Annotated in this window: 18 protein-coding genes; 12 read left to right on the top strand and 6 right to left on the bottom strand. The window is 39.5% G+C overall.

The features are described 5' to 3' along the window. Positions 1-16 precede the first annotated feature (16 nt). The 5 genes from ACPEH5_RS06880 to ACPEH5_RS06860 are packed head-to-tail and all read left to right on the top strand — an operon-like array spanning position 17 to position 6,648. Positions 17-1,411, top strand: a complete 1,395-nt coding sequence (locus tag ACPEH5_RS06880; RefSeq protein WP_272579460.1) for an efflux transporter outer membrane subunit — start codon at positions 17-19, stop codon at positions 1,409-1,411. A gap of 2 nt (positions 1,412-1,413) precedes the next feature. After that, a complete protein-coding gene (locus ACPEH5_RS06875) occupies positions 1,414-1,755 on the top strand; it encodes a copper-binding protein (protein WP_042846995.1) in 342 nt (113 codons plus the stop codon). Positions 1,756-1,772: 17 nt separating this feature from the next. Then, the gene (locus ACPEH5_RS06870; protein ID WP_042846994.1) at positions 1,773-3,041 is read left to right on the top strand and encodes an efflux RND transporter periplasmic adaptor subunit; all 1,269 of its coding nucleotides are present in this window, start codon (positions 1,773-1,775) and stop codon (positions 3,039-3,041) included. A gap of 3 nt (positions 3,042-3,044) precedes the next feature. After that, positions 3,045-6,182, top strand: a complete 3,138-nt coding sequence (locus ACPEH5_RS06865) for an efflux RND transporter permease subunit (RefSeq protein ID WP_210786769.1) — start codon at positions 3,045-3,047, stop codon at positions 6,180-6,182. A 43-nt stretch (positions 6,183-6,225) separates the two neighbouring features. Next, positions 6,226-6,648, top strand: coding sequence for a DUF411 domain-containing protein (locus ACPEH5_RS06860; RefSeq protein ID WP_042846992.1), 423 nt, complete (start codon positions 6,226-6,228; stop codon positions 6,646-6,648). 54 nt (positions 6,649-6,702) lie between these two features. Here the strand turns inward: ACPEH5_RS06860 and ACPEH5_RS06855 are convergent, their stop codons facing one another. Together ACPEH5_RS06855 and yaaA are read right to left on the bottom strand one after the other, a co-directional pair. Beyond that, the gene (locus ACPEH5_RS06855; RefSeq protein ID WP_281110695.1) at positions 6,703-7,698 is read right to left on the bottom strand and encodes an aldo/keto reductase; all 996 of its coding nucleotides are present in this window, start codon (positions 7,696-7,698) and stop codon (positions 6,703-6,705) included. Positions 7,699-7,885: 187 nt separating this feature from the next. Continuing rightward, complete coding sequence (gene yaaA, locus ACPEH5_RS06850) at positions 7,886-8,662, bottom strand: peroxide stress protein YaaA (protein ID WP_048608432.1); 777 nt, start codon at positions 8,660-8,662, stop codon at positions 7,886-7,888. 353 nt (positions 8,663-9,015) lie between these two features. Between yaaA and tal the strand changes: the two genes are divergently transcribed. Beyond that, a complete protein-coding gene (gene tal, locus ACPEH5_RS06845) occupies positions 9,016-9,969 on the top strand; it encodes a transaldolase (RefSeq protein ID WP_042846989.1) in 954 nt (317 codons plus the stop codon). Positions 9,970-10,156: 187 nt separating this feature from the next. After that, the gene (mog, locus tag ACPEH5_RS06840; protein ID WP_042847030.1) at positions 10,157-10,738 is read left to right on the top strand and encodes a molybdopterin adenylyltransferase; all 582 of its coding nucleotides are present in this window, start codon (positions 10,157-10,159) and stop codon (positions 10,736-10,738) included. A 94-nt stretch (positions 10,739-10,832) separates the two neighbouring features. On the opposite strand, the gene satP is transcribed toward mog, so the two are convergent. Beyond that, entirely contained in the window at positions 10,833-11,399 is a 567-nt protein-coding gene (satP, locus tag ACPEH5_RS06835; protein ID WP_129466871.1) for an acetate uptake transporter, read from the bottom strand. A 336-nt stretch (positions 11,400-11,735) separates the two neighbouring features. On the opposite strand from satP, the gene dnaK reads away from it, so the two are divergent. Both dnaK and dnaJ read left to right on the top strand, forming a co-directional pair. Further along, a complete protein-coding gene (gene dnaK / locus ACPEH5_RS06830; RefSeq protein WP_048608428.1) occupies positions 11,736-13,652 on the top strand; it encodes a molecular chaperone DnaK in 1,917 nt (638 codons plus the stop codon). 105 nt (positions 13,653-13,757) lie between these two features. Further along, complete coding sequence (gene dnaJ / locus ACPEH5_RS06825) at positions 13,758-14,891, top strand: molecular chaperone DnaJ (RefSeq protein ID WP_042846986.1); 1,134 nt, start codon at positions 13,758-13,760, stop codon at positions 14,889-14,891. A gap of 70 nt (positions 14,892-14,961) precedes the next feature. On the opposite strand, the gene ACPEH5_RS06820 is transcribed toward dnaJ, so the two are convergent. Both ACPEH5_RS06820 and ACPEH5_RS06815 read right to left on the bottom strand, forming a co-directional pair. Beyond that, on the bottom strand, positions 14,962-16,362 hold the full coding sequence (locus tag ACPEH5_RS06820; protein ID WP_048608426.1) for an amidohydrolase: 1,401 nt from the start codon (positions 16,360-16,362) through the stop codon (positions 14,962-14,964). 175 nt (positions 16,363-16,537) lie between these two features. Next, complete coding sequence (locus ACPEH5_RS06815; protein ID WP_129466869.1) at positions 16,538-17,386, bottom strand: EamA family transporter; 849 nt, start codon at positions 17,384-17,386, stop codon at positions 16,538-16,540. 390 nt (positions 17,387-17,776) lie between these two features. Here ACPEH5_RS06815 and nhaA point away from each other — a divergent pair, with 390 nt between their 5' ends. Together nhaA and nhaR are read left to right on the top strand one after the other, a co-directional pair. After that, on the top strand, positions 17,777-18,952 hold the full coding sequence (gene nhaA / locus ACPEH5_RS06810; RefSeq protein ID WP_048608421.1) for a Na+/H+ antiporter NhaA: 1,176 nt from the start codon (positions 17,777-17,779) through the stop codon (positions 18,950-18,952). A gap of 187 nt (positions 18,953-19,139) precedes the next feature. Beyond that, positions 19,140-20,063 (top strand): transcriptional activator NhaR, encoded by a 924-nt coding sequence (gene nhaR / locus ACPEH5_RS06805; RefSeq protein ID WP_048608452.1) that lies wholly within the window; start codon positions 19,140-19,142, stop codon positions 20,061-20,063. Positions 20,064-20,115: 52 nt separating this feature from the next. Here nhaR and rpsT read toward each other — a convergent pair whose 3' ends face one another. Further along, positions 20,116-20,376, bottom strand: coding sequence for a 30S ribosomal protein S20 (gene rpsT / locus ACPEH5_RS06800; RefSeq protein WP_042846982.1), 261 nt, complete (start codon positions 20,374-20,376; stop codon positions 20,116-20,118). Positions 20,377-20,964: 588 nt separating this feature from the next. Between rpsT and ribF the strand changes: the two genes are divergently transcribed. Continuing rightward, positions 20,965-21,903 carry a bifunctional riboflavin kinase/FAD synthetase gene (ribF, locus tag ACPEH5_RS06795; protein ID WP_042846981.1) on the top strand — a complete coding sequence of 313 codons (939 nt, stop codon included), beginning with the start codon at positions 20,965-20,967 and terminating at the stop codon, positions 21,901-21,903. Positions 21,904-21,917: the final 14 nt, after the last annotated feature.

The raw sequence follows: 21,917 nt of genomic DNA, 5'->3' as shown, positions 1-21,917 counted from the left end.
GGGGCGTGGCTATACCATGTTTTCACCAAAAATATTACTGATAGCTCATGCTCTAATTTTAACAGGGTGCGTCTCTCTCGCTCCTGAATATCAGCGCCCAAAGTCTAATGTACCAGAACAATTACATTCTGATTTAACGGCCGCTAGCAGAACAAGGGAATCGACATTTTCTATACCTAGCTGGCAAGCGTTTATTCAAGACCCGCAAATGAAAAGGGTGATACAGACAGCCCTTGAAAAGAACAGTGACCTTTATCTTGCCGCATTAGATGTGGAAGAAGCTCGTGTTCGTTTTGGCTTGTCTCAGGCTGAAAAGTACCCACAAATTAGCTCATCAGCGAGTGGTGATTATAACCAGTCACTGAATTCTGATTCATCTCTAAATAAAAAATACAGTGCGGGTATTGATATTAGTTATGAGCTCGATTTTTTTGGTCGTATTAAGAATTTATCAGAAGCTGATAAAGCAAAATTCCTTTCTTCTAAAGAAATGAGCCGAGCTACACAAATTTTAACGATTAAGGCTGTCGCTGACGCATATTTAGATGTGGTATACAACCAACAACTTTTATTAATTGCTCAAGAAACAAAAAACAGTTATCTCAACAGCCAATCTATTGTGAGGCAAAAAGTTGCAGCAGGAAATGCGACACTATCAGATTTAGAGCAAGCGAAAGGGCAAGTTCAATCCATTGAAATTAGTATAGAAAAAATTAATAGTGAAATAGTAAGAAATGAAAACTTAGTCAATTTCTTGACGCATGATTACGCTGAGAAAATAAAAATAGCCTCAACGAGCTATGAGCCAAAGTATCCACTTATTATAACCCCCTCAAATATACCTTCTGAAATGTTATTAAAAAGGCCTGATATTATGGCGGCAGAGCAAAATATTATTTCAGAAAATGCGAATATTGGTGTAGCAAGAGCGGCATTCTTCCCTTCTATTTCTTTCAATACTGGCATTGAGAATAGTAATGACTCTTTGTCGGGACTATTTGATTCCTCGAATGGTATTTGGAATTTTATTCCTAAAATTACACTCCCTATTTTTACTGGTGGTACAAATAGCCGAAATTTAGAGCTAGCGACTATTCGCAAAAATAAAGCAATTGTTAATTACGAGAAAAATATCCAAGTGGCTTTTCGTGAAGTGAAAGATGCGTTGGCGATTAAATCTAGTTTAGAAAAACAAATATTCTCTCAAAAGCAGTATGTCAAAACGTTAGAACATGTATTGGCTCAAAAACAAGCTAGTTACCAATATGGCAGTTTAAGCTATTTAGATGTTCTTGAATCACAAAGAATTTTATTTACAGAGCAACAGAATTTATTGATGTTGAAAATAGAGCAGCAGAAGAATGAAGTGAATTTATTCTCTGCATTAGGTGGCGGACAAATAGGATCGTAAACATGAAAAATTTGAATAAAGTTATTTTTGCCCTTTCGATAGGGATGTTCACAACGATAGGTTACGCAAATACAGCGGAGCACGATCATTCTGTTTACCCAGAAAAAGTTGCTGAGCCGGTTATTAACACAGAAGGTAAGTTAATTGCGATTGATAAAGCGAATAAAAAACTAACAATTAACCACCAAGCAATTGAAAGTATTGGTTGGCCACCAATGACTATGCGTTTTACCTATGAAGATGAAAATATGATTAAAGGTTTACAAGAGAATGATGAACTAACGTTTTCTTTTTCTCAAAAAGGCAACCTTTCCATATTGAAATCAATCGAAAAGATAAATTAAATAGATAGAGAGATGTTATGTCATTAGTCAACCTGGCCAAATTACTGCTTGTGGTTATTTTATCGAGTGCGATTTCAATTTTATTTTACCGTTATTTCTTTGTAGATGAAAAACTGGTACAGGAAACTGAAAAACAAGAGCGCACCGTTTTATATTGGTATGACCCGATGTACCCAAATACTAAATTTGAGCAGCCGGGTAAGTCTCCTTTTATGGATATGGACTTAGTACCTAAATATGCGGATGAGAATTTAGCTTCAGCAGATAGTAAAGGGGTCACTATTAACCCAACACAAACGCAAAATTTAGGTGTAAAAACAGTGGCTGTGAAATGGGGAAAATTAAACTATGACTTAACATTTCCTGCTGAAATTGTATTTAATGACCACCAATTTGCCATCGTACAAGCACGGGAAAGTGGTTTTGTCGAAAAAGTTTATCCATTTACGGTGGGCGAGCAGATCCAAAAAGGAGAAGCTATCGCTGAGTTAACCATCCCTGCATGGGTCGAAGCTCAAAGTGAATATCTCGCCTTGAAGCAGATGGGCGTTCCACAAACAGATCTTAATAGCGTGCTTGAACGCCTACGTTTAAATGGCATGCCAGAAAATTCAATTGCTCAATTTATTAAAAGTAGCAAAGTACAAACTCGTTTTATCATCAAAGCGCCTATTTCAGGGGTGATTACAGCACTAAACCTACGCCTTGGAATGAATGTGACAAAAGAAGGAGTTATTGCTCAAATTCAAGGAACAACTCCATTATGGTTGAATGCATCTATTTCACAATCAACAGCAGAATTGTTGAATAAAGAGGTTCAATTTTCTGTTGCTATTCCTGCTTATCCTAATCACCAATTTAAAGTAAATAACTGGTTGATATTACCGAGTGCTGATGCGGCTAGCCGGACTATTAATATTCGTGCAGAAATTACAAATGGAGAAAATTTATTAAAACCTGGGATGACTGCTTATTTAAATTTAGTCGCTGAAGATAAAGAAAGTCTGTTAATTCCTTCTCAGGCGATAGTGGATTCAGGTAAAGAACAACATGTGATTGCGGTAGGGAAAGACGGTGAGTTTATCCCGAAAAAAGTCCGGGTCATCAAGGAATCTCAACAAATGACAGCCATATCTGAAGGTTTACAAGTTGGAGAGCCTATAGTGACTCAAGGTATTTTCCTTATTGATTCTGAAGCCAATATTGCTGGTGCATTAGCACGAATGGAAGCACTTTCTGAGCAAGCCACACCATCTAATCATTCATCACATAAATCTCAGGAGTAGACTATGTTGGAATGGATTATAAGACGCTCAGTAGCTAATCGGTTCTTGGTATTAATGGGGGTAGTTTTTTTAGTTATTGCAGGCCTCTGGAGTATTCGCCATACACCAGTTGATGCCTTGCCTGACTTATCCGATGTTCAAGTCATTATTAAAACGACCTATCCGGGTCAGGCTCCACAGTTAGTTGAAAACCAAGTTACTTACCCAATAACTACCACGATGTTATCTGTACCAGGTGCCAAAACAGTACGAGGTTTTTCTGCATTTGGTGATTCATATGTTTATGTTATTTTTGAAGATAATACTGATTTGTACTGGGCTCGTTCAAGGGTTTTGGAGTATTTAAATCAGGTTCAAACTAAGTTACCTAAAGGGGCAGTCGCATCGATTGGACCAGATGCGACAGGAGTAGGCTGGGTTTTTGAATATGCTTTAGTCGATAAAACTGGAAAGCATAATCTAGCTGAATTACGTTCATTACAAGATTGGTTTTTGAAGTATGAATTAAAAGCGCTGCCTAATGTTTCGGAAGTAGCAACCGTTGGTGGTGTGGTGAAATCATACCAAATAGTGGTTGACCCTCTGAAGCTTGCCCAGTTCTCAATTACTTTACCTGAGATAAAACAATCGGTAGAGATGGCTAACCAAGAAGCTGGGGGCTCTTCAATTGAGATTGCTGAAGCTGAGTATATGGTTAGAGCTAGTGGCTATCTTCAGTCACTGGATGATTTTAATAAAATTTACCTGAAAACATCTGAAAGTGGCATTCCTATTTATTTACAAGATGTTGCTCGAGTACAAGAAGGCCCTGAGATGCGCCGTGGGGTCGCGGAGCTGAATGGTGAGGGGGAAGTTGTTGGTGGAATAATTTTACTTCGCTCAGGTGAAAATGCACGTGATGTTATCCAAGATGTAAAACAAAAACTTGATGATTTAAAAGCTAGCTTACCCGAAGGTATTGAAATCATCACAACCTATGATAGAAGCATATTAATTGATAATGCTATAGATAATTTAAGTTATAAATTACTGGAAGAATTTATTGTTGTAGCCCTCGTCTGTGCCGTTTTTTTATGGCACTTTCGTTCGGCATTAGTGGCTATTATTTCTTTACCGCTTGGTTTATTTATTGCTTTTATTGTAATGCGCTATCAAGGAATAAATGCAAATATTATGTCGTTAGGGGGGATTGCAATTGCGATTGGTGCGATGGTTGACGCTGCAATCGTGATGATAGAGAACGCCCATAAAAAATTAGAAAAATGGCAACACCAAAATGAAGGTAAAATACTCGATAATGCTCAGCGTTGGAAACTTATAACTGATTCCGCTGTGGAAGTTGGGCCTGCCTTATTCATTAGTTTATTAATTATCACTCTTTCTTTTATCCCTATTTTTACGTTAGAAGGGCAAGAAGGACGGTTATTTGGACCACTTGCGTTTACAAAAACCTATGCAATGGCTGGGGCAGCTGCCTTAGCGTTAATAGTGATCCCTATTTTAATGGGGTATTGGATCCGCGGTAATATTCCAAATGAAAATAAAAACCCACTTAACCGTTGGCTTATCTCACTGTATAGCCCTATTTTGCTTAAGGTTTTAGCATGGCCGAAAACGACATTATTAATCGGTTTTTTAACACTATTTACCGTGATATGGCCGTTAAAGCATTTAGGCGGTGAATTCTTACCATCAATTAATGAAGGCGACTTGTTATATATGCCTTCAACATTGCCGGGGGTTTCACCCGCTCAAGCTGCATTTTTATTACAGAACACCGATAAGCTTATAAAAACCATTCCTGAAGTAGACACTGTATTTGGCAAAGTTGGTAAAGCTGAGACGGCAACAGACTCCGCTCCTATGGAAATGATTGAAACGACAATTCGTTTGAAACCACAATCACAGTGGCGAGAAGGGATGACGCTTGAAAAAATCATTGACGAATTAGATGAAACAGTTCGTTTACCAGGGGTTGCAAACCTATGGGTTCCACCAATTCGTAACCGGATCGATATGCTTTCAACCGGGGTAAAAAGCCCTATCGGGATTAAAGTTTCAGGTAAAGATCTCCAAGAAATTGATGCTTTAGCGCAAGAAATTGAAAAAGTAACTAAATTTGTGCCCGGTGTTGTTTCTGTATTAGCAGAAAGGTTGGTTGGTGGCCGCTATATTGATGTCAAGATTGATAGAGAAAAAGCCGCCCGTTATGGAATGAGTATTAGCGATGTACAAGTGTATATATCGATGGCGACAGGGGGGGAAATGATTGGTGAAACGGTAGAAGGTATTGAACGTTATCCCATAAGTCTAAGATATCCACAGGATCATCGAAATAGTGTTTCCGCATTGAAATTATTACCGATTTTAACGCCAAGTAAGCAACAAATTGTACTGAGTGATGTCGCCGATGTGGCTGTCAATATGGGGGCACCTATGTTGAAAACAGAAAATGCACGTCCAACAAGTTGGATTTATATTGACGCACGAGACCGCGATATGGTTTCTGTTATTAAAGATATTGATGCCGCAATAAAAGATAACATCCAAATGAAGCCGGGGTTGAGTTATTCATTTACAGGGCAATTTGAATTATTAGAAAGAGCTAACCAAAAGCTTATGCTAATGGTACCCGCAACTATTATGATCATTTTTGTGTTGTTGTATTTAGCTTTTAGGCGTTTCAGTGAAGCATTACTTATTTTACTCAGCCTACCTTTTGCTTTAGTCGGGGCTATTTGGTTCCTTTATTGGATGAATTTTAATTTATCCGTTGCGACGGGAACGGGGTTCATTGCATTGGCGGGCGTAGCCGCTGAGTTCGGTGTTGTTATGTTGATTTATTTAAGACATGCTATTGAAGATAAAGAAAAAGTGCAAGGAATTAACCAGTTATCAAAACAAGATTTAGATAGTGCATTATATGAAGGTGCAGTACTTAGAGTCAGACCTAAAGCCATGACGGTTGCGGTAATTTTAGCAGGTTTATTACCTATTTTATTAGGTACTGGGGTTGGCTCTGAAGTGATGAGTCGGATTGCAGCCCCCATGATTGGAGGAATGATCACTGCACCATTATTATCGTTATTTATTATTCCTGCTGCATACAAACTAATTTGTCAGGCGCGCAATAAAAAATAGATTTTTATAAATATTATTAGTGATTATTTAAAAGGTGAACTGGATGAAAAAACTAATTTTAAGTGGAATGTTATTACTGTCATTTTCGGCTTTTTCGCAAGCAGAAAGCGTACAATTGTATAAAGATGCAAACTGTGGCTGCTGCCAGTTATGGGGGGAAGCAATTAATAAAGCGGGCTATGATGTTGTTATTAATGAGATAAGTTATGATGAATTAAGCCAGTTAAATGATAAATTAAAGGTGCCTTATAATTTACGTAGCTGCCATATTGCGAAATATAAAGGGAAAGTGATTGTTGGTCATGTCCCTGTAAGTAGTCTTGACGCTATTGAATCACTCCCCGCGGATGTCGTTGGTATTTCGGTGCCGGGGATGCCAATTGGCAGTTTAGGGATGGAACAACCGGATGGCAGAACCCAGCCATATTCCGTCGTCCAATTTAAAGCGAATGGTGAATACCGTTAGTTTTTATTATTATCAAGTTGCAGATATACTCTGCAACTTGCCTTAAGAAGCAATTTATATTGAATCTTCTAAAATCAATTCAATAGTTTTAAGTTCCTGTTGCGTAAAAGCGCGATTTTTCAATATCCCCATAGCATCATCAATTTGGCTAATGCGACTAGCACCAATCAATACCGAGGTGATTCGGTCATGACGAAGTAGCCATGCTAAGGCCATTTGGTTGAGTTTTTGACCTCTTTTTTCCGCAAGTTCGTTCAACTGTTTGACTTTAGATAAAACACTTGAAGTGAGCCTTTCTGGCGGTAGTGAAGGGTTACCGGCAGCCCGTGAATCGGCAGGGATACCGTTTAAATAGCGGTCAGTTAAAATTCCACCAGCCAGTGGTGAATAAGCGATAGAGCCAACCCCTTCTTCTTCCAGTAAATCAAGGAGTCCTTCTTCGGGCGTGCGTTCTAACATGGAATATTTAGGTTGATGGATAAGACATGGAGTACCTAATTTATTGAGGATACTGATGGCCTCCTTTGCTACATCTGTAGGATAATTAGATATACCTACGTATAATGCTTTACCTTGGCGCACAATGAGGTTAAGAGCCCCCATGGTTTCTTCTAAAGGGGTGTTTGGATCAGGGCGGTGATGATAAAAAATATCGACATAATCAACTCCCATCCGTTTCAAACTTTGATTTAGGCTTGCAATAAGATATTTTTTACTTCCCCAATCACCATAAGGGCCATCCCACATGGTATAACCTGCTTTTGAAGAAATAATCATTTCATCACGATAAGGTAGGAAATCTTGTTGTAAGATCCGACCAAATTTGCTTTCCGCAGCACCGGGTGGTGGGCCATAATTATTGGCGAGATCAAAATGGGTGATCCCAAGGTCAAATGCGTGCCGAAGCATGGCTTGGCAATTATCAAAAGGTTTGTTATCGCCGAAATTATGCCATAACCCTAATGAAATCATTGGTAAACGTAACCCGCTACGGCCACATGAACGATACTCCATTTCAGTATAGCGCTTTGATGATGCAACATAAGGCATACTTTACCTCCAAAATAGTGGGTAAAACTTAACCTATGTTGTCATAAACTGAAACCGTAAACTGAGTAATCGATGCGAATTTTTGTGAGTATGCAGGCTTTATTATTAAACTGTGATGGGGTACGAAAAAATAAAACATCTTGAAATAATCAGGTATTGACCTTATAGCAATACCTGAATTTGAGTTTTAAGGCTGTTCTGAGCGGGTAAAGACTAACTCATTACCTTTAGACTGGCTTTCATCAAATTGATAACCATCTAAATTAAAATCAGAAAGCTGATCTGTTTTCGTTAATTTATTTTGGATAATAAACCGGCTCATTAAACCACGAGCTTTCTTTGCATAAAAACTGATGACTTTATATTTACCGTTTTTTTCATCAAGAAAAATAGGTTTAATGATTTCGCCATCCAGTTTTTTAGTGTTCACTGATTTAAAATATTCATCGGATGCAAGGTTGACGAGCACTTGGTCTTTTTGCTCTGCAAGTGCTTGGTTAAGCTGTTTGGTGATAATGTCTCCCCAAAATTCATACAAGTCTTTGCCACGGGTGTTTTTTAAACGAATGCCCATTTCTAAGCGATATGGCTGCATCAAATCTAAAGGCCTTAATACGCCATACAGACCAGATAAAATACGCAAGTGAGATTGGGCAAATTCAAAATCTGCTTGAGAAAAGCTTTCGGCTTGCATGCCAGTATAGACATCACCTTTAAACGCTAAAATAGCTTGCCTTGCATTGTCAGGTGTAAAATCAGCATGCCACTCTGCGAAACGAGCGGCATTGAGCCCTGCTAGCTTATCACTAATTTTCATTAAACTTGCAATATCAGCGGGGGTTAGCTTACGGCATACATTAATCAGTTTCTGTGATTCAGCCAATAGCTCGGGTTGTGTGAATTGCTGGGTTGCCAGGGGGCTTTCGTAGTCTAATGTTTTTGCAGGTGAAATAGTAATCAGCATGACTTGACCCTTTTTAAACAATGATAGCCGTTACTTTAGCAAAAATTCATCCTTAATGGCTAATTGATATAATAAGCCAAACCAATATTGTTTTTTGTTATTCTTTAATCAATGATGTTTAGCTAAAAGGATTCAGTTTTATATCAAGGGGCGAAACCGATTGCCAATCAAATAGTTACTTCTGACTGGATTTCCTTGCTTGCAGCAATGTGGATGCATGATATTATCTGTATACGGTGCGGCTATAGCCACAATTCCTTTATAATACGCAAAGTAATTCAAATTGTAGGTAGGTGGTAAGCAAACACCACTACAGCTTGAAGTATGACGGGTATAACAACGAGATTAAAGAAATGACCGATAAACTAACCTCCTTACGTAGTCTGACAACCGTTGTTGCTGATACTGGCGACATCGAAGCGATGAAGCTATACAAACCACAAGATGCGACAACTAATCCGTCGCTGATCTTAAATGCTGCACAAATGCCTGAATACCGCAAACTAATCGATGAAGCGGTAGAGTGGGCGCGTAAGCAAAGCAGCAACCGCGAGCAACAAATTGTTGATGCTTGTGACAAACTGGCAGTTAATATCGGTCTGGAAATTCTGAAATTAGTTCCGGGTCGTATTTCTACTGAAGTTGATGCGCGTCTTTCTTATGACGAAGAAGCTTGTATTGCTAAAGCTCGTCATTTAATCAAAATGTACAACGATGCTGGCATCAGCAATGACCGTATTCTGATTAAACTCGCTTCAACTTGGCAAGGTATCCGTGCTGCGGAGAAACTAGAAAAAGAAGGCATTAACTGTAACCTAACCTTATTATTCTCTTTTGCTCAAGCTCGTGCTTGTGCGGAAGCGGGGGTTTACCTAATTTCCCCATTTGTAGGCCGTATCCTTGACTGGTACAAAGCCAATACGGATAAAAAAGAATTTGCGCCACAAGAAGACCCAGGTGTGATTTCTGTGACTGAAATCTATAACTACTACAAAGCTCATGGCTATAAAACAGTAGTGATGGGTGCAAGCTTCCGTAATGTTGGTGAAATCATCGAATTAGCAGGTTGTGACCGTCTAACAATCTCTCCGGGCTTACTGAAAGAGTTATCTGAATCACAAGGTGAATTAGTTCGTAAACTGACTGATGCGGGTAAAACTCAAGAGCCAGGTGAAAAACTGACTGAAGCTGAGTTCTACTGGCAGCATAACCAAGACCCAATGGCGGTTGATAAACTGTCTGATGGTATTCGTAAGTTTGCGGTAGACCAAGAAAAACTGGAAAAAATGATTGCAGATTTACTGTAATATTACCTTTTTCTATTCAAACCCAGCTTACGAGCTGGGTTTTTTTATGGAAATTTTTCATTGAGTTAGTTCTCAATTTCAATATATAAAATTGAGGGCGCTGTATGAAAAAACGCATCATGATATGATAAGAGCCTGTTTACCCATGAGTAAACAGCTTCTGATTGATCAATTTTTTGAGGTTTATATGAATGAATTGCGCATAGGTCTGGTTTCAGTATCTGATCGTGCTTCGAGTGGTATTTATGAAGATAAAGGTATTCCTGCATTAGAAGAGTGGTTAGCAAAAACGCTGACAACGCCTTTTCGTATTGAAACTCGCCTGATCCCTGATGAGCAAATCATGATTGAGCAAACACTGTGTGAGCTGGTGGATGAATTTGCTTGCCACTTGGTTCTAACAACAGGTGGTACTGGGCCAGCTCGCCGTGATGTGACTCCAGATGCAACTCTTGCGGTTTCAGACCGTGAAATGCCCGGGTTTGGTGAACAAATGCGCCAAATTAGTTTGAAGTTTGTCCCTACGGCGATTTTATCCCGCCAAGTTGGTGTGATCCGTAATCAAGCTTTAATTTTGAACTTGCCAGGGCAGCCGAAAGCAATTGCCGAGACTCTTGAGGGGTTAAAAGATAAAGACGGTAATGTATTAGTCTCTGGGATTTTTGCCAGTATTCCATATTGCATTCAATTACTTGACGGCCCATATGTGGAAACTGACCCTGCAATAGTCAAAGCTTTTAGGCCTAAATCGGCGATCCGGTCAGAATAGTTATCGTGAGAAGTGTCATTGAACGTAATCAGGTGAGTGTTCCCCACCTGATTAAAACGATTTAAGGTAAATAATTAAAAACTATTCTTTATCATTAACTGCGCAGCCCTATAGGTAATACTGTTTTGCCATATTGTTCATTTAAAATCTCAGCAACAGCTAAGTAAAATGCACTGGCGCCGCAGATAATGCCCTCAAAACCTGCAAATTTCAGTAATGTGGCATTGCCTGTTATATTTCCAATGGCTAATAGCGCGAATAAAACCGTTAAGCTACCAAAGACAAATTGCAGTGCTAAGTTTGCTTTAAAGGTTCCTAAGAACATAAAAAAGGTAAAGATTCCCCAAATAGCGAGAAAGACGCCTAAAAACTCAGGGGAAGTTGCTTCGGCTAACCCTAATGTTGGTAAAAATAATAAACCAACTAATGAAATCCAAAACATGCCGTAGGAGGTAAATGCGGTTGCACCAAATGTATTGCCTTTTTTATACTCAATCAGTCCAGCAATAAATTGAGCAAGCCCACCGTAGAAAATCCCCATACTTAAAATAACAGATGAAAGAGGAAAGAAACCTGCATTATGGATATTTAGCAGGATGGTTGTCATACCAAAGCCGAGTAAACCAAGCGGGCCTGGATTTGCAAGAGAGCTAGGCTGCATATAACCTCTAGTAAAATATATAAAATTCAAGTAGATATAAGTTGATTAATGCTGCCTGGTTGGCAGCAACGGCGGATCATACGCAGTTTCAATTGCTCAAACCATGATCACAAGACAGGTTTTTTTGCAATAAATGCAAATTTTTTTTAATTCCCCCCTTGATGAATGGATTTGTGACCCCATCTTTAAGACATCGACGGATATCAATCAGAATTATTGCGTATTTAAAAATAATTTTGAGCTCAGAGTGAAAACTCCCTTGAAAATGAAATATTGAGCCACATATAGATTGATATCGAAATCATAGTGAAAAGAATTCCTTTGGAGGCGTTTTAGATGGGTAAAATTATTGGTATCGACTTGGGTACAACAAACTCATGCGTTGCAATTATGGATGGTACTACAGCTCGTGTTCTGGAGAACAGCGAAGGTGATAGAACTACTCCTTCCATCATTGCGTACACTCAAGATGGTGAAATTTTAGTTGGTCAGCCAGCAAAACGTCAGGCTGTGACTAACCCTGAAAATACTTTATTTGCAATCAAACGTTTGATTGGTCGTCGTTTCCAAGACGAAGAAGTTCAACGCGACGTTTCTATCATGCCATATAAAATTATTGCGGCTGATAACGGCGATGCTTGGTTAGACGTGAAAGGCCAAAAAATGGCTCCACCACAAGTTTCAGCTGAAGTTCTGAAAAAAATGAAGAAAACAGCAGAAGACTATTTAGGTGAGCCTGTAACAGAAGCTGTTATCACTGTTCCTGCATACTTTAATGATGCGCAACGTCAAGCAACTAAAGATGCGGGTCGTATCGCTGGTTTAGAAGTAAAACGTATCATTAACGAACCAACAGCTGCTGCTCTGGCCTATGGTTTAGATAGAGAAGTTGGTAACCGTACTATTGCGGTTTATGACTTAGGTGGTGGTACATTCGACTTATCAATTATCGAAATCGATGAAGTTGATGGCGAAAAAACATATGAAGTACTGGCAACCAACGGTGATACTCACTTAGGTGGTGAAGACTTCGATACTCGTTTAATCAATTACTTAGTTGAAGAATTTAAGAAAGAACAAGGTGTTGACCTGCGTAACGACCCGTTAGCAATGCAACGTCTGAAAGAATCTGCAGAAAAAGCAAAAATTGAGCTGTCTTCTGCACAACAAACTGATGTTAACCTGCCGTATATTACTGCGGATGCAACAGGTCCTAAACATATGAATATCAAAGTGACTCGTGCGAAATTAGAGTCACTGGTAGAAGATTTAGTTAAGCGTTCAATGGAGCCAGTTAAAGTTGCTCTACAAGACGCAGGTTTAAGCGTGAGTGAAATCAACGACGTTATTTTAGTTGGTGGTCAAACACGTATGCCAATGGTACAAAAAGTTGTTGCTGATTTCTTCGGTAAAGAGCCACGTAAAGACGTGAACCCTGACGAAGCAGTGGCAATGGGTGCAGCAGTCCAAGGTGGTGTTTTAGCGGGTGATGTTAAAGACGTTCTGTTACTTGACGTAACGCCTCTGTCTTTAGGTATCGAAACTATGGGCGGTGTGATGACTTCGTTAATCTCGAAGAACACGACTATCCCAACGAAACACAGCCAAGTATTCTCAACCGCTGAAGATAACCAAGCTGCAGTAACTATCCATGTTCTGCAAGGTGAGCGTAAACGTGCAAGTGATAACAAATCACTGGGTCAGTTTAACTTAGATGGTATCCAAGCAGCACCACGTGGTATGCCACAAATTGAAGTTACTTTCGACATTGATGCTGATGGTATCTTGCATGTTTCTGCGAAAGATAAAAACAGTGGTCGTGAGCAAAATATCACTATTAAAGCTTCCTCTGGTCTGAATGACGAGGAAATCGAAAAAATGGTACGTGACGCAGAAGCGAACGCTGAATCTGACCGTAAATTTGAAGAGTTGGTTCAAGTTCGTAATCAAGCTGACCAACTGGTGCATGGTACTCGTAAACAAATCGAAGAAGCCGGTGATAAACTCCCAGCGGAAGATAAAGCGAATATCGAAAAAGCAACTTCTGAGTTAGAAGCAGCATCTAAAGGTGAAGATAAAGCAGATATTGAAGCGAAAATCCAAGCCTTAGTAACTGCATCTGCGAAACTTTTAGAAATTGCACAACAACAAGCTCAAGCTGGTGGCGCAGATGCAACTGGCGCTGAAGCTAAGAAAGATGATGATGTTGTTGATGCTGAATTCGAAGAAGTTAACGACAAAGACAAAAAATAATGCCCTTAGCGGGCGCAGTAGCTGTAGCAAATGATAGTTACTGATACCGGATACGGGCGTCGAGGAAACTCTACGCCCGTTCCGCATGTTAAGGGTAAATAGAGAATGGCAAAAAGAGACTTTTATGAGGTTCTAGGCCTCGAGAAAAATGCTTCCGAAAAAGATATTAAGCGGGCTTATAAGCGCTTAGCAATGAAGTATCACCCTGACCGTAATCAGGGGAATAAAGACGAATCCGAAGTCAAATTTAAAGAAATTAAAGAGGCTTACGAAGTTCTATCTGATGATCAAAAACGTGCAGCTTATGACCAATATGGCCATGCGGCGTTTGAACAAGGTGGAATGGGCGGCGGTGGTTTCGGCGGTGGTGCTGACTTTAGCGATATCTTTGGTGACGTCTTCGGTGATATTTTTGGAGGCGGCCGCAGACAGCAACGCCCAAGCCGTGGTTCTGACCTGCAATACAACATGGAACTGACTCTTGAAGAAGCCGTCCGTGGAGTGACCAAAGAAATTCGTATTCCAACACTGGAAACCTGTGATGTGTGCCATGGAAATGGTGCTAAACCAGGGACCAGTGCAGATACCTGCTCAACCTGTCATGGGATGGGGCAAGTACATATGCGCCAAGGCTTTTTCTCAGTACAACAGCCTTGCCCAACCTGTCATGGTCGCGGTAAAGTGATTAAAGACCCATGCAATAAATGTCATGGTCATGGTCGAGTTGAAAGGTATAAAACCTTATCAGTAAAAATTCCTGCAGGGGTTGATACAGGTGACCGCGTTCGCTTATCTGGCGAAGGTGAGGCCGGTGAAAATGGGGCGCCATCAGGGGATTTATTCGTTCAGGTTCATGTATTACCTCATAATATTTTTGAGCGTGATGGTAATAACTTGCATTGTGAAGTGCCTATTAACTTCGCTGACGCTGCACTTGGAGGGGAAATTGAAGTCCCAACTCTTGATGGGCGTGTGAAACTAAAAATCCCGGCAGAAACTCAGACCGGTAAAATTTTCCGCATGAAAGGGAAAGGGGTGAAATCCGTTCGTGGGGGCTTACAAGGTGATTTAATGTGCCACATTGTGGTCGAAACACCAGTCAAACTGAATGAGAAACAAAAAGCATTACTGCAAGAGTTTGGTGAGTCGTTAGGTGGAAAAGGGGGAGAAAAGAATAGCCCTCGTTCTAAAAGTTTTTTAGATGGTGTTAAAAAATTCTTTGATGATTTAACTAAATAAATAATTAGTTAATAATAAATCAAGCTGGATGGCTGACTTTACATATGGTGAAGTCAGCCATTTTTATACCTTATTTAACAACTTCTCCGCTAGCAATCACCGTTTTACGTACTTGGTTAGCAAAATCTTGGGCCTCTGCAATAATTGACCCCTCATTTGCGGTCAGTAATTGGCGATCTTTCATCAATAGCTTACCATCAACAATAGTATGGCGAACATTCGAGCCATTGGCTCCATACACTAAAGCAGCATATGGGCTATACATAGGAACCATATTTGGTGATTTAGTATCAATAACAATAATGTCTGCCAACTTACCTTCTTCAAGGGAACCTAATTTGTCTTCCATATGTAGTGCTCGAGCAGAACCCATTGTTGCCATTTCAACAACGGTAATAGGTGGCATAGCAGCTCTATCTTTATTTTCGAGTTTGTGAATTTTACCGACCAAATTGAGTTCATTTAAGGTGGTTAGCGTGTTGCTCGACATCGGCCCATCGGTCCCTAGACCTACCCGAATTCCTTTTTCTAGCATAGTTGTTACGGGAGCAACTCCCTTAGCTGATTTAGTATTCGCACTAATATTATGTGCGACACCTACATCATATTGCTTTAATAAATCCATGTCTTTTTCATCGACCATAATGGCATGGGCGGCGATAACTTTATTATTCAATGCGCCAATATCAGCCATGTACTGAACAGGGCTTTTACCACCAGTGCGTTTCGCAATTTCTTCTTGTTCACGGTCTGTTTCGGCGAGGTGGATCATCACTGGCACATTCAGTTCTTGAGATAACTTAGCAATTTTCTGCAAATGTTCAGTTGAATTGGTATAGGGAGCATGAGGGGCGAAAGCTGGTGTAATACGTGGATGATTTTTATATTGGTTAATAAAGTTAACGGCATATTCAATGCCTTCATCGGCATTTTTCGCATCAGCCACAGGGAATTTGATGACTGACTCCCCTAGTACCGCCCTTAAACCAATTTTATCTACTGTTTTAGCGACTTCATCCTCAAAATAATACATATCAACGTATGTGGTAACACCACCTTTAATCATTTCGATATTGGCGAGATTTGCCCCAATACGTACCATCTCACGAGATACCATTTTGCTTTCTAATGGGAAAATATAGCGATGTAAGCGGTCAGGCACATCATCGGCTAAAGAGCGAAATACAGTCATAGAGGCGTGAGTATGGGTATTAATTAGCCCAGGCATAACAATATCACCATTAACATTTAGAACATCTGATGCTTGATAATTTTTTGCTAGCTCAGGCCCCCCAACAGCTATGATTTTGTTGTCTTTAACCACAACGGTTCCGTGGTCGATAACTTGTTTTTTATTATCCATAGTGAGGACAGTACCATCAACAATCATGATATCAGCGGGCGTAGCAGCAAAGCTGGTGAAAGAAGCGCTGATAACAGTTAGTGCTAGTAAGGATTTTGAGAATGACATTATTGCCTCATATCTAAATGAAAAATTAGCTGCGTTTTTTATATATCGTTTCAGGGTGTTTGAGAGTGAAGTTAATTGCAATCACTCTGGGTATTTTGATATACCAATGATAGTTTACAGAGACTATTATAAAAACTAATAGTTATTTTATTAGTAATATCAGTGTATTAGTATATTAGGTGCTGAGTTTAGCGAGTAAGACACCAAATAAAATAACGACACAGGCAATGACCCGCATCATATTGAACTTTTCTTTCAGAAAAACAATCGATAAAAACATGGCAAACAGAACGCTGGTTTCTCTAATGGCAGCAACGACGACAATAGGTGCTTGGCTCATTGCCCATATTGCAATCCCGTAACTGATAAGTTGCATTAACCCACCTAATAGCCCTGAACGCCAATATTGCTGAACCCCGCTCAATAAACGACGACGGTATTTAATGATGCCAGGTACGATTAATACGACCCCATTTAATAAAAATAACCAAAGTGTATACACCACAGGGTCTTCGCTAGATCGAGAACCATGACCATCTGATAGGGTATAGCAAGCCGTAAAAAAAGCGGTACATAAAGCGAAGGTGAGCGCCTTCCCATTGATATTTAAGGTGAATTTTTTCCCTGCAAAAGCAATTAAGACAACACCACTTATAATTAATAGGATGCCAATAAACCCCATTAATGGTATTAACTCATTGAATAATAAAGCACTAAGTAGAGCCGTTATTAAAGGTGCAGACCCACGAGATATTGGGTAAATCTGCCCTAGATCGCCGTATGTATAAGCCTGACTCAAAAAGTAGGTATAACCAATATGAAACAGTACCGATAACGCAAGCCAATGGATGGCCTCAGGCGAAGGTAAACCAAGCCAAAGTATTGCAGGTATGGTTAATACCCCTGAAAAAAAAGAAATCATCACAAGGCCGAAGAAACGGTCACTGCCAAATTTAACTAGGGCATTCCAAGTCGCATGGCAAAAAGCAGCGAAAAGTACGGCAAATAGTACGTAAGTTGTCATCGTTAAATAGTAATCGTTAGTGTTTTATTGGCAAATTAACCACATCGTTTTTGAGAAGCGCTTGGCAACTATTTTATTAGCAGTCTCCCACATTTAACTTTTTTGCGAAAGGAATCGAATAAAGAAAGGAGGAAGCTTTTATCAGGACATAAAGAAATGTAGATTTTGTACTGTAATAAAAGTTGAATTTATAAAGTTTATTTTTAACAAAAGTTATTATTTGTTTTTATAAAAATTGTCTATAGTAAAATTAACGTTTTTTTATCATTTAGCGTGATCATCGCCCTTAAAACATCGTCTATTCCGAGTGGTAATGGATAAATAAACGATTTTTTACGAATTAATAATTAGCATAGTATTAACATTCAAAAAAATACTGGGGTTATATATATGACAGCAATTATTCGTAAATTTTTAAGGTTAGAAGCAGCAGGGGGCTTACTTCTGATTATTGCTGCCATAGTCGCTTTAGTAATGGCTAATTCACCATTACAAGGGGCTTATCAGCAATTTTTAGATATCCCCGTGTCCATTAAAATATCAGAATTTGGTTTGGATAAGCCATTGATATTATGGATTAATGACTTCTTAATGGCGATCTTCTTTTTGGTTGTTGGCCTTGAAGTAAAGCGTGAATTATTAGAAGGATCTCTTGCTGGACGAGATAAAGCCATATTTCCTGCAATTGCAGCACTTGGAGGAATGTTAGCACCTGCATTAATTTACCTTTTATTTAATGGCGGAGACAGTGTTACTCAACAAGGTTGGGCGATACCTGCTGCAACTGATATTGCATTTGCATTGGGAGTGATGGCGCTATTAGGAAAGCGTGTACCAACAGAATTAAAAGTGTTCTTATTAGCACTAGCCATTATTGATGATCTTGGTGTCATTGTTATTATTGCATTTTTCTATACAAGTTCTGTATCTCTGATTGCCTTAGGTTTATCAGCATTATGTATCGCCTTGTTATGTGTAATGAATTGGCGTAGGGTTGAGAATACTGCCGCATATTTGGTTATTGGTATCATACTGTGGGTGTGCATATTAAAATCAGGTGTTCATGCTACATTAGCGGGTGTTATTGTTGGCTTCTTAATTCCATTACATGGTACGAATAAGACTAAGCCTTCTGAAGAATTAGAGCATGTTTTACACCCATGGGTTGTCTATCTAATTTTACCTATATTTGCTTTTGCGAATTCGGGCGTTCAGCTACAAGGCGTCACTTTTGAAGGGTTACTCAGCCCATTGCCATTAGGTGTCGCTGCGGGGCTTATTCTCGGTAAACCAATTGGGATTTTTCTGTTTAGTTGGGTTTCGGTAAAACTTGGGTTTGCAAAATTACCTGAGTCGATTAACTTAAAGCAAGTCTTTGCTGTTTCGGTTCTATGTGGGATCGGTTTTACTATGTCTATTTTTATAACGGGTCTCGCATTTGATGGGCTTGATGAGGTGTATAGTACCTATTCACGCCTAGGGATCTTAATTGGCTCTACATTAGCAGCATTCTTAGGTTATTTTATGTTAAGGGTAGTCTTACCGAAGCAAAAAGAGTCAGTATAGTTCATACTATCGAAATAATTTTTCAAATTATTAGTAAGAATTTCCGAGCTAATACTCTATGATATGCCGCAGTATATTGTGAATATACTGCGGCATTTAAATGAAAGCTCCTGAGTTATGGGGTACAGGTAAACGTGTATAACCAGCAGCGCGGATGATTACTGTTGGCGGTGCAAAAGGAATAGATATGCGGGTTTCACATCTTAATTTTAACCACCTTTACTACTTTTGGCATGTATGCAAAGAAGGTTCTGTAGTTGGAGCAGCGGAAGCACTTTACCTGACTCCTCAAACAATTACAGGGCAAATAAAAGCACTAGAAGAGCGTTTAGGGGGGAAATTGTTTAAGCGGCAGGGGCGTGGGTTAGTTCCTTCCGAGCTTGGGCAATTAATTTTTCGCTATGCAGACAAAATGTTTATGCTTAGCCAAGAAATGTTAGATATCGTCAATTATAGCCGGGAATCTAATCTACTGTTTGATGTAGGAGTGGCAGATACACTATCAAAACAGTTAGTCAGTAAAATATTAGAAACTACAGTTGTTGAGCATGAGCAAATTCACTTGCGCTGCTTTGAGTCAACGCATGAGCTGCTATTAGAACAACTTAGTCAACATAAGCTCGATATGATTTTATCGGATTGCCCTGTTGACTCATCTCAACAAGAAGGCTTGTTCTCGGTAAAACTCGGGGAGTGCAGCATGAGCTTCTTTTGCCGTCAGCCTATCCCTAAAAAACCCTTTCCTGAATGTTTAGAAGAACGTCGTTTACTAATACCGGGACGGCGCTATCTATTAGGTCGGCATATACTCGCTTGGATACGGAATAAAAATTTACAAGTGGAAGTGTTAGGTGAGTTTGATGATGCTGCATTAATGAAAGCATTTGGTATGCATTATAATGCAATTTTTGTCGCTCCATCTCAATATACACCTGATCTTTTAGGTGGTGATGATATTGTGGAGTTAGGGCGTTTAGAAAGTGTAAAAGAAGAGTATTATGTTATTTTTGCCGAAAGGATGATCCAGCACCCTGCGGTACAACGTGTCTGTAATAAAGATTTTTCTGATCTATTCTCGGTTCCATTTAATAGCGTAGAGAAAAAAGCTTAGCAGACAAAAAAACCGGCAAAAGCCGGTTTTTTTAGCTAATCAAGAAGCAAAATTACATTGCTTTAATTTGAGCAACTAAGTTAGCTTTATGACGTGCTGCTTTATTCTTGTGGATCAGGCCTTTACTTGCATGGCGATCAACAATAGGTTGCATGTCATTGAATGCTTTCTGAGCAGCTTCTTTATCGCCAGCAGCGATAGCAAGGTAAACTTTCTTGATAAAAGTACGTACCATAGAGCGACGGCTAGCGTTGTGCTGGCGACGTTTCTCTGCCTGAACGGCACGTTTCTTAGCTGATTTGATATTAGCCAAGGTCCAACTCCCAAATGTATTCTATTGAGGACAATTCAAAGGTCGAGGAATATGCCCTTTCGCCCTTCATTTGTCAATGGATTTGTGCAAATAAACATCGTGTACTTCGATGCTAATGCGTTGTGAATGGTGCAAGATTCTATCAGCAAATATGAGAAGAATACAGATCTTAGCGTGAAAAAATGCGTAATTGATGGCAGATATTTGAAAAAAATGAAAACTAAAAAAAAATTTGGCCTATCAATCAGTGGGTAGTATGAAATTTACCCGGTTATTGGTTGCTTATTAATCGTAATCTATGTTTAGCTATAGGCATTGATGAGAAAACGATAAAAATTTAATATTTTTAGAGACCTCGGAACAAATTTGTTGTATTGATAATCCATTGGTTATCCCAACGTTTTTGATATTCGTGCCTAACAGCTCTGTTTGGGTAGCATTATAACCGACTAATCACATAAAATGGGTCGGTAATAAATCGTGTAGAGATCAAAAAAATAGGGTTTAATGAAACCTTTTGCGAACTAAGGTTAACCTTAGGCGTCGTACAAGGTATAATCCTGCAATTTCCTCGGTATTGAGCCTGTTATGGAGCTAATTCGCGGTATACAGAATATCCGGGCGTGCCATCATGGTTGCGTGCTGACTATTGGTAATTTTGACGGTGTCCATCGTGGGCATCAGGTTTTACTTCAAAATTTGAAGCTCAAAGGTGCGGAGTTAGGGCTACCAACGGTAGTGATGATTTTTGAACCACAACCTCTTGAGTTTTTTATTGGTGACAAAGCGCCTGCGCGTTTGACACGTTTGCGAGACAAAGTGAAATATCTTGCAGATAGTGGTATTGATTACCTCTTATGTGTTGAATTCAACCAGCACTTTGCGTCATTGACTCCGGCTGAGTTTGTATTGGACTTACTTGTCAACAAACTAGGCGTGAAGTACCTTGCTATTGGCGATGATTTCCGTTTTGGGAAAAATCGTATGGGTGACTTTACCTTTTTAAAACAAGCGGGTCATGAATTCGGTTTTGAGGTTGCAGATACAGAAAGCTTTTGTGATTCGGGTCTTCGTATCAGTAGCACGGCTATTAGAAAAGCGATACAAGACAATGACCTTGAATTGGCAGAAAATCTGTTAGGGCATACTTATCGTATTAGCGGGCGGGTCGTACATGGTAACCAGCTCGGTAGGACAATCGGTTTTCCCACAGCTAACTTGCCGTTAAAACGTTTAGTCACACCAGTTACAGGTGTGTATGCTGTAGAAGTTTATGGTTTAGGCGATAAGCCTTTACCTGGTGTGGCGAATATCGGCACACGACCGACTGTATCTGGAAAAGGAACGCAGTTAGAAGTTCATCTGATTGATGCAAGTATGGATTTATACGGGCGTCATATTGATGTAGTGTTACGTAAAAAATTACGTGATGAGCAGCGGTTTGCTTCGTTGGAAGCGCTTAAGGAGCAAATTGCTAATGATGTAATTGCAGCGAGAGAATATCTTACTGCAATAGGAATCAGATAATTTAGCGGAAAATT

The sequence above is a fragment of the Providencia sp. NPDC089933 genome (genome assembly GCF_049545585.1).
In the GTDB taxonomy this organism is placed as follows: Bacteria; Pseudomonadota; Gammaproteobacteria; order Enterobacterales; family Enterobacteriaceae; genus Providencia; species Providencia huashanensis.
Note: the sequence above shows the minus strand (reverse complement) of the source record. Positions and strands in the feature narration are given on the sequence as shown.

Excerpts from the sequence above, each read along its gene's own strand:
- ribF (WP_042846981.1), top strand. The coding sequence starts at position 20,965 with ATGGAGCTAATTCGCGGTATACAGAATATCCGGGCGTGCCATCATGGT.
- mog (WP_042847030.1), top strand. The coding sequence starts at position 10,157 with ATGAATGAATTGCGCATAGGTCTGGTTTCAGTATCTGATCGTGCTTCG.
- ACPEH5_RS06860 (WP_042846992.1), top strand. The coding sequence starts at position 6,226 with ATGAAAAAACTAATTTTAAGTGGAATGTTATTACTGTCATTTTCGGCT.
- ACPEH5_RS06855 (WP_281110695.1), bottom strand. The coding sequence starts at position 7,698 with ATGCCTTATGTTGCATCATCAAAGCGCTATACTGAAATGGAGTATCGT.
- ACPEH5_RS06875 (WP_042846995.1), top strand. The coding sequence starts at position 1,414 with ATGAAAAATTTGAATAAAGTTATTTTTGCCCTTTCGATAGGGATGTTC.
- nhaR (WP_048608452.1), top strand. The coding sequence starts at position 19,140 with ATGCGGGTTTCACATCTTAATTTTAACCACCTTTACTACTTTTGGCAT.
- dnaK (WP_048608428.1), top strand. The coding sequence starts at position 11,736 with ATGGGTAAAATTATTGGTATCGACTTGGGTACAACAAACTCATGCGTT.
- satP (WP_129466871.1), bottom strand. The coding sequence starts at position 11,399 with ATGCAGCCTAGCTCTCTTGCAAATCCAGGCCCGCTTGGTTTACTCGGC.
- yaaA (WP_048608432.1), bottom strand. The coding sequence starts at position 8,662 with ATGCTGATTACTATTTCACCTGCAAAAACATTAGACTACGAAAGCCCC.
- nhaA (WP_048608421.1), top strand. The coding sequence starts at position 17,777 with ATGACAGCAATTATTCGTAAATTTTTAAGGTTAGAAGCAGCAGGGGGC.
- ACPEH5_RS06865 (WP_210786769.1), top strand. The coding sequence starts at position 3,045 with ATGTTGGAATGGATTATAAGACGCTCAGTAGCTAATCGGTTCTTGGTA.
- tal (WP_042846989.1), top strand. The coding sequence starts at position 9,016 with ATGACCGATAAACTAACCTCCTTACGTAGTCTGACAACCGTTGTTGCT.
- dnaJ (WP_042846986.1), top strand. The coding sequence starts at position 13,758 with ATGGCAAAAAGAGACTTTTATGAGGTTCTAGGCCTCGAGAAAAATGCT.
- ACPEH5_RS06870 (WP_042846994.1), top strand. The coding sequence starts at position 1,773 with ATGTCATTAGTCAACCTGGCCAAATTACTGCTTGTGGTTATTTTATCG.
- ACPEH5_RS06820 (WP_048608426.1), bottom strand. The coding sequence starts at position 16,362 with ATGTCATTCTCAAAATCCTTACTAGCACTAACTGTTATCAGCGCTTCT.
- ACPEH5_RS06880 (WP_272579460.1), top strand. The coding sequence starts at position 17 with ATGTTTTCACCAAAAATATTACTGATAGCTCATGCTCTAATTTTAACA.
- ACPEH5_RS06815 (WP_129466869.1), bottom strand. The coding sequence starts at position 17,386 with ATGACAACTTACGTACTATTTGCCGTACTTTTCGCTGCTTTTTGCCAT.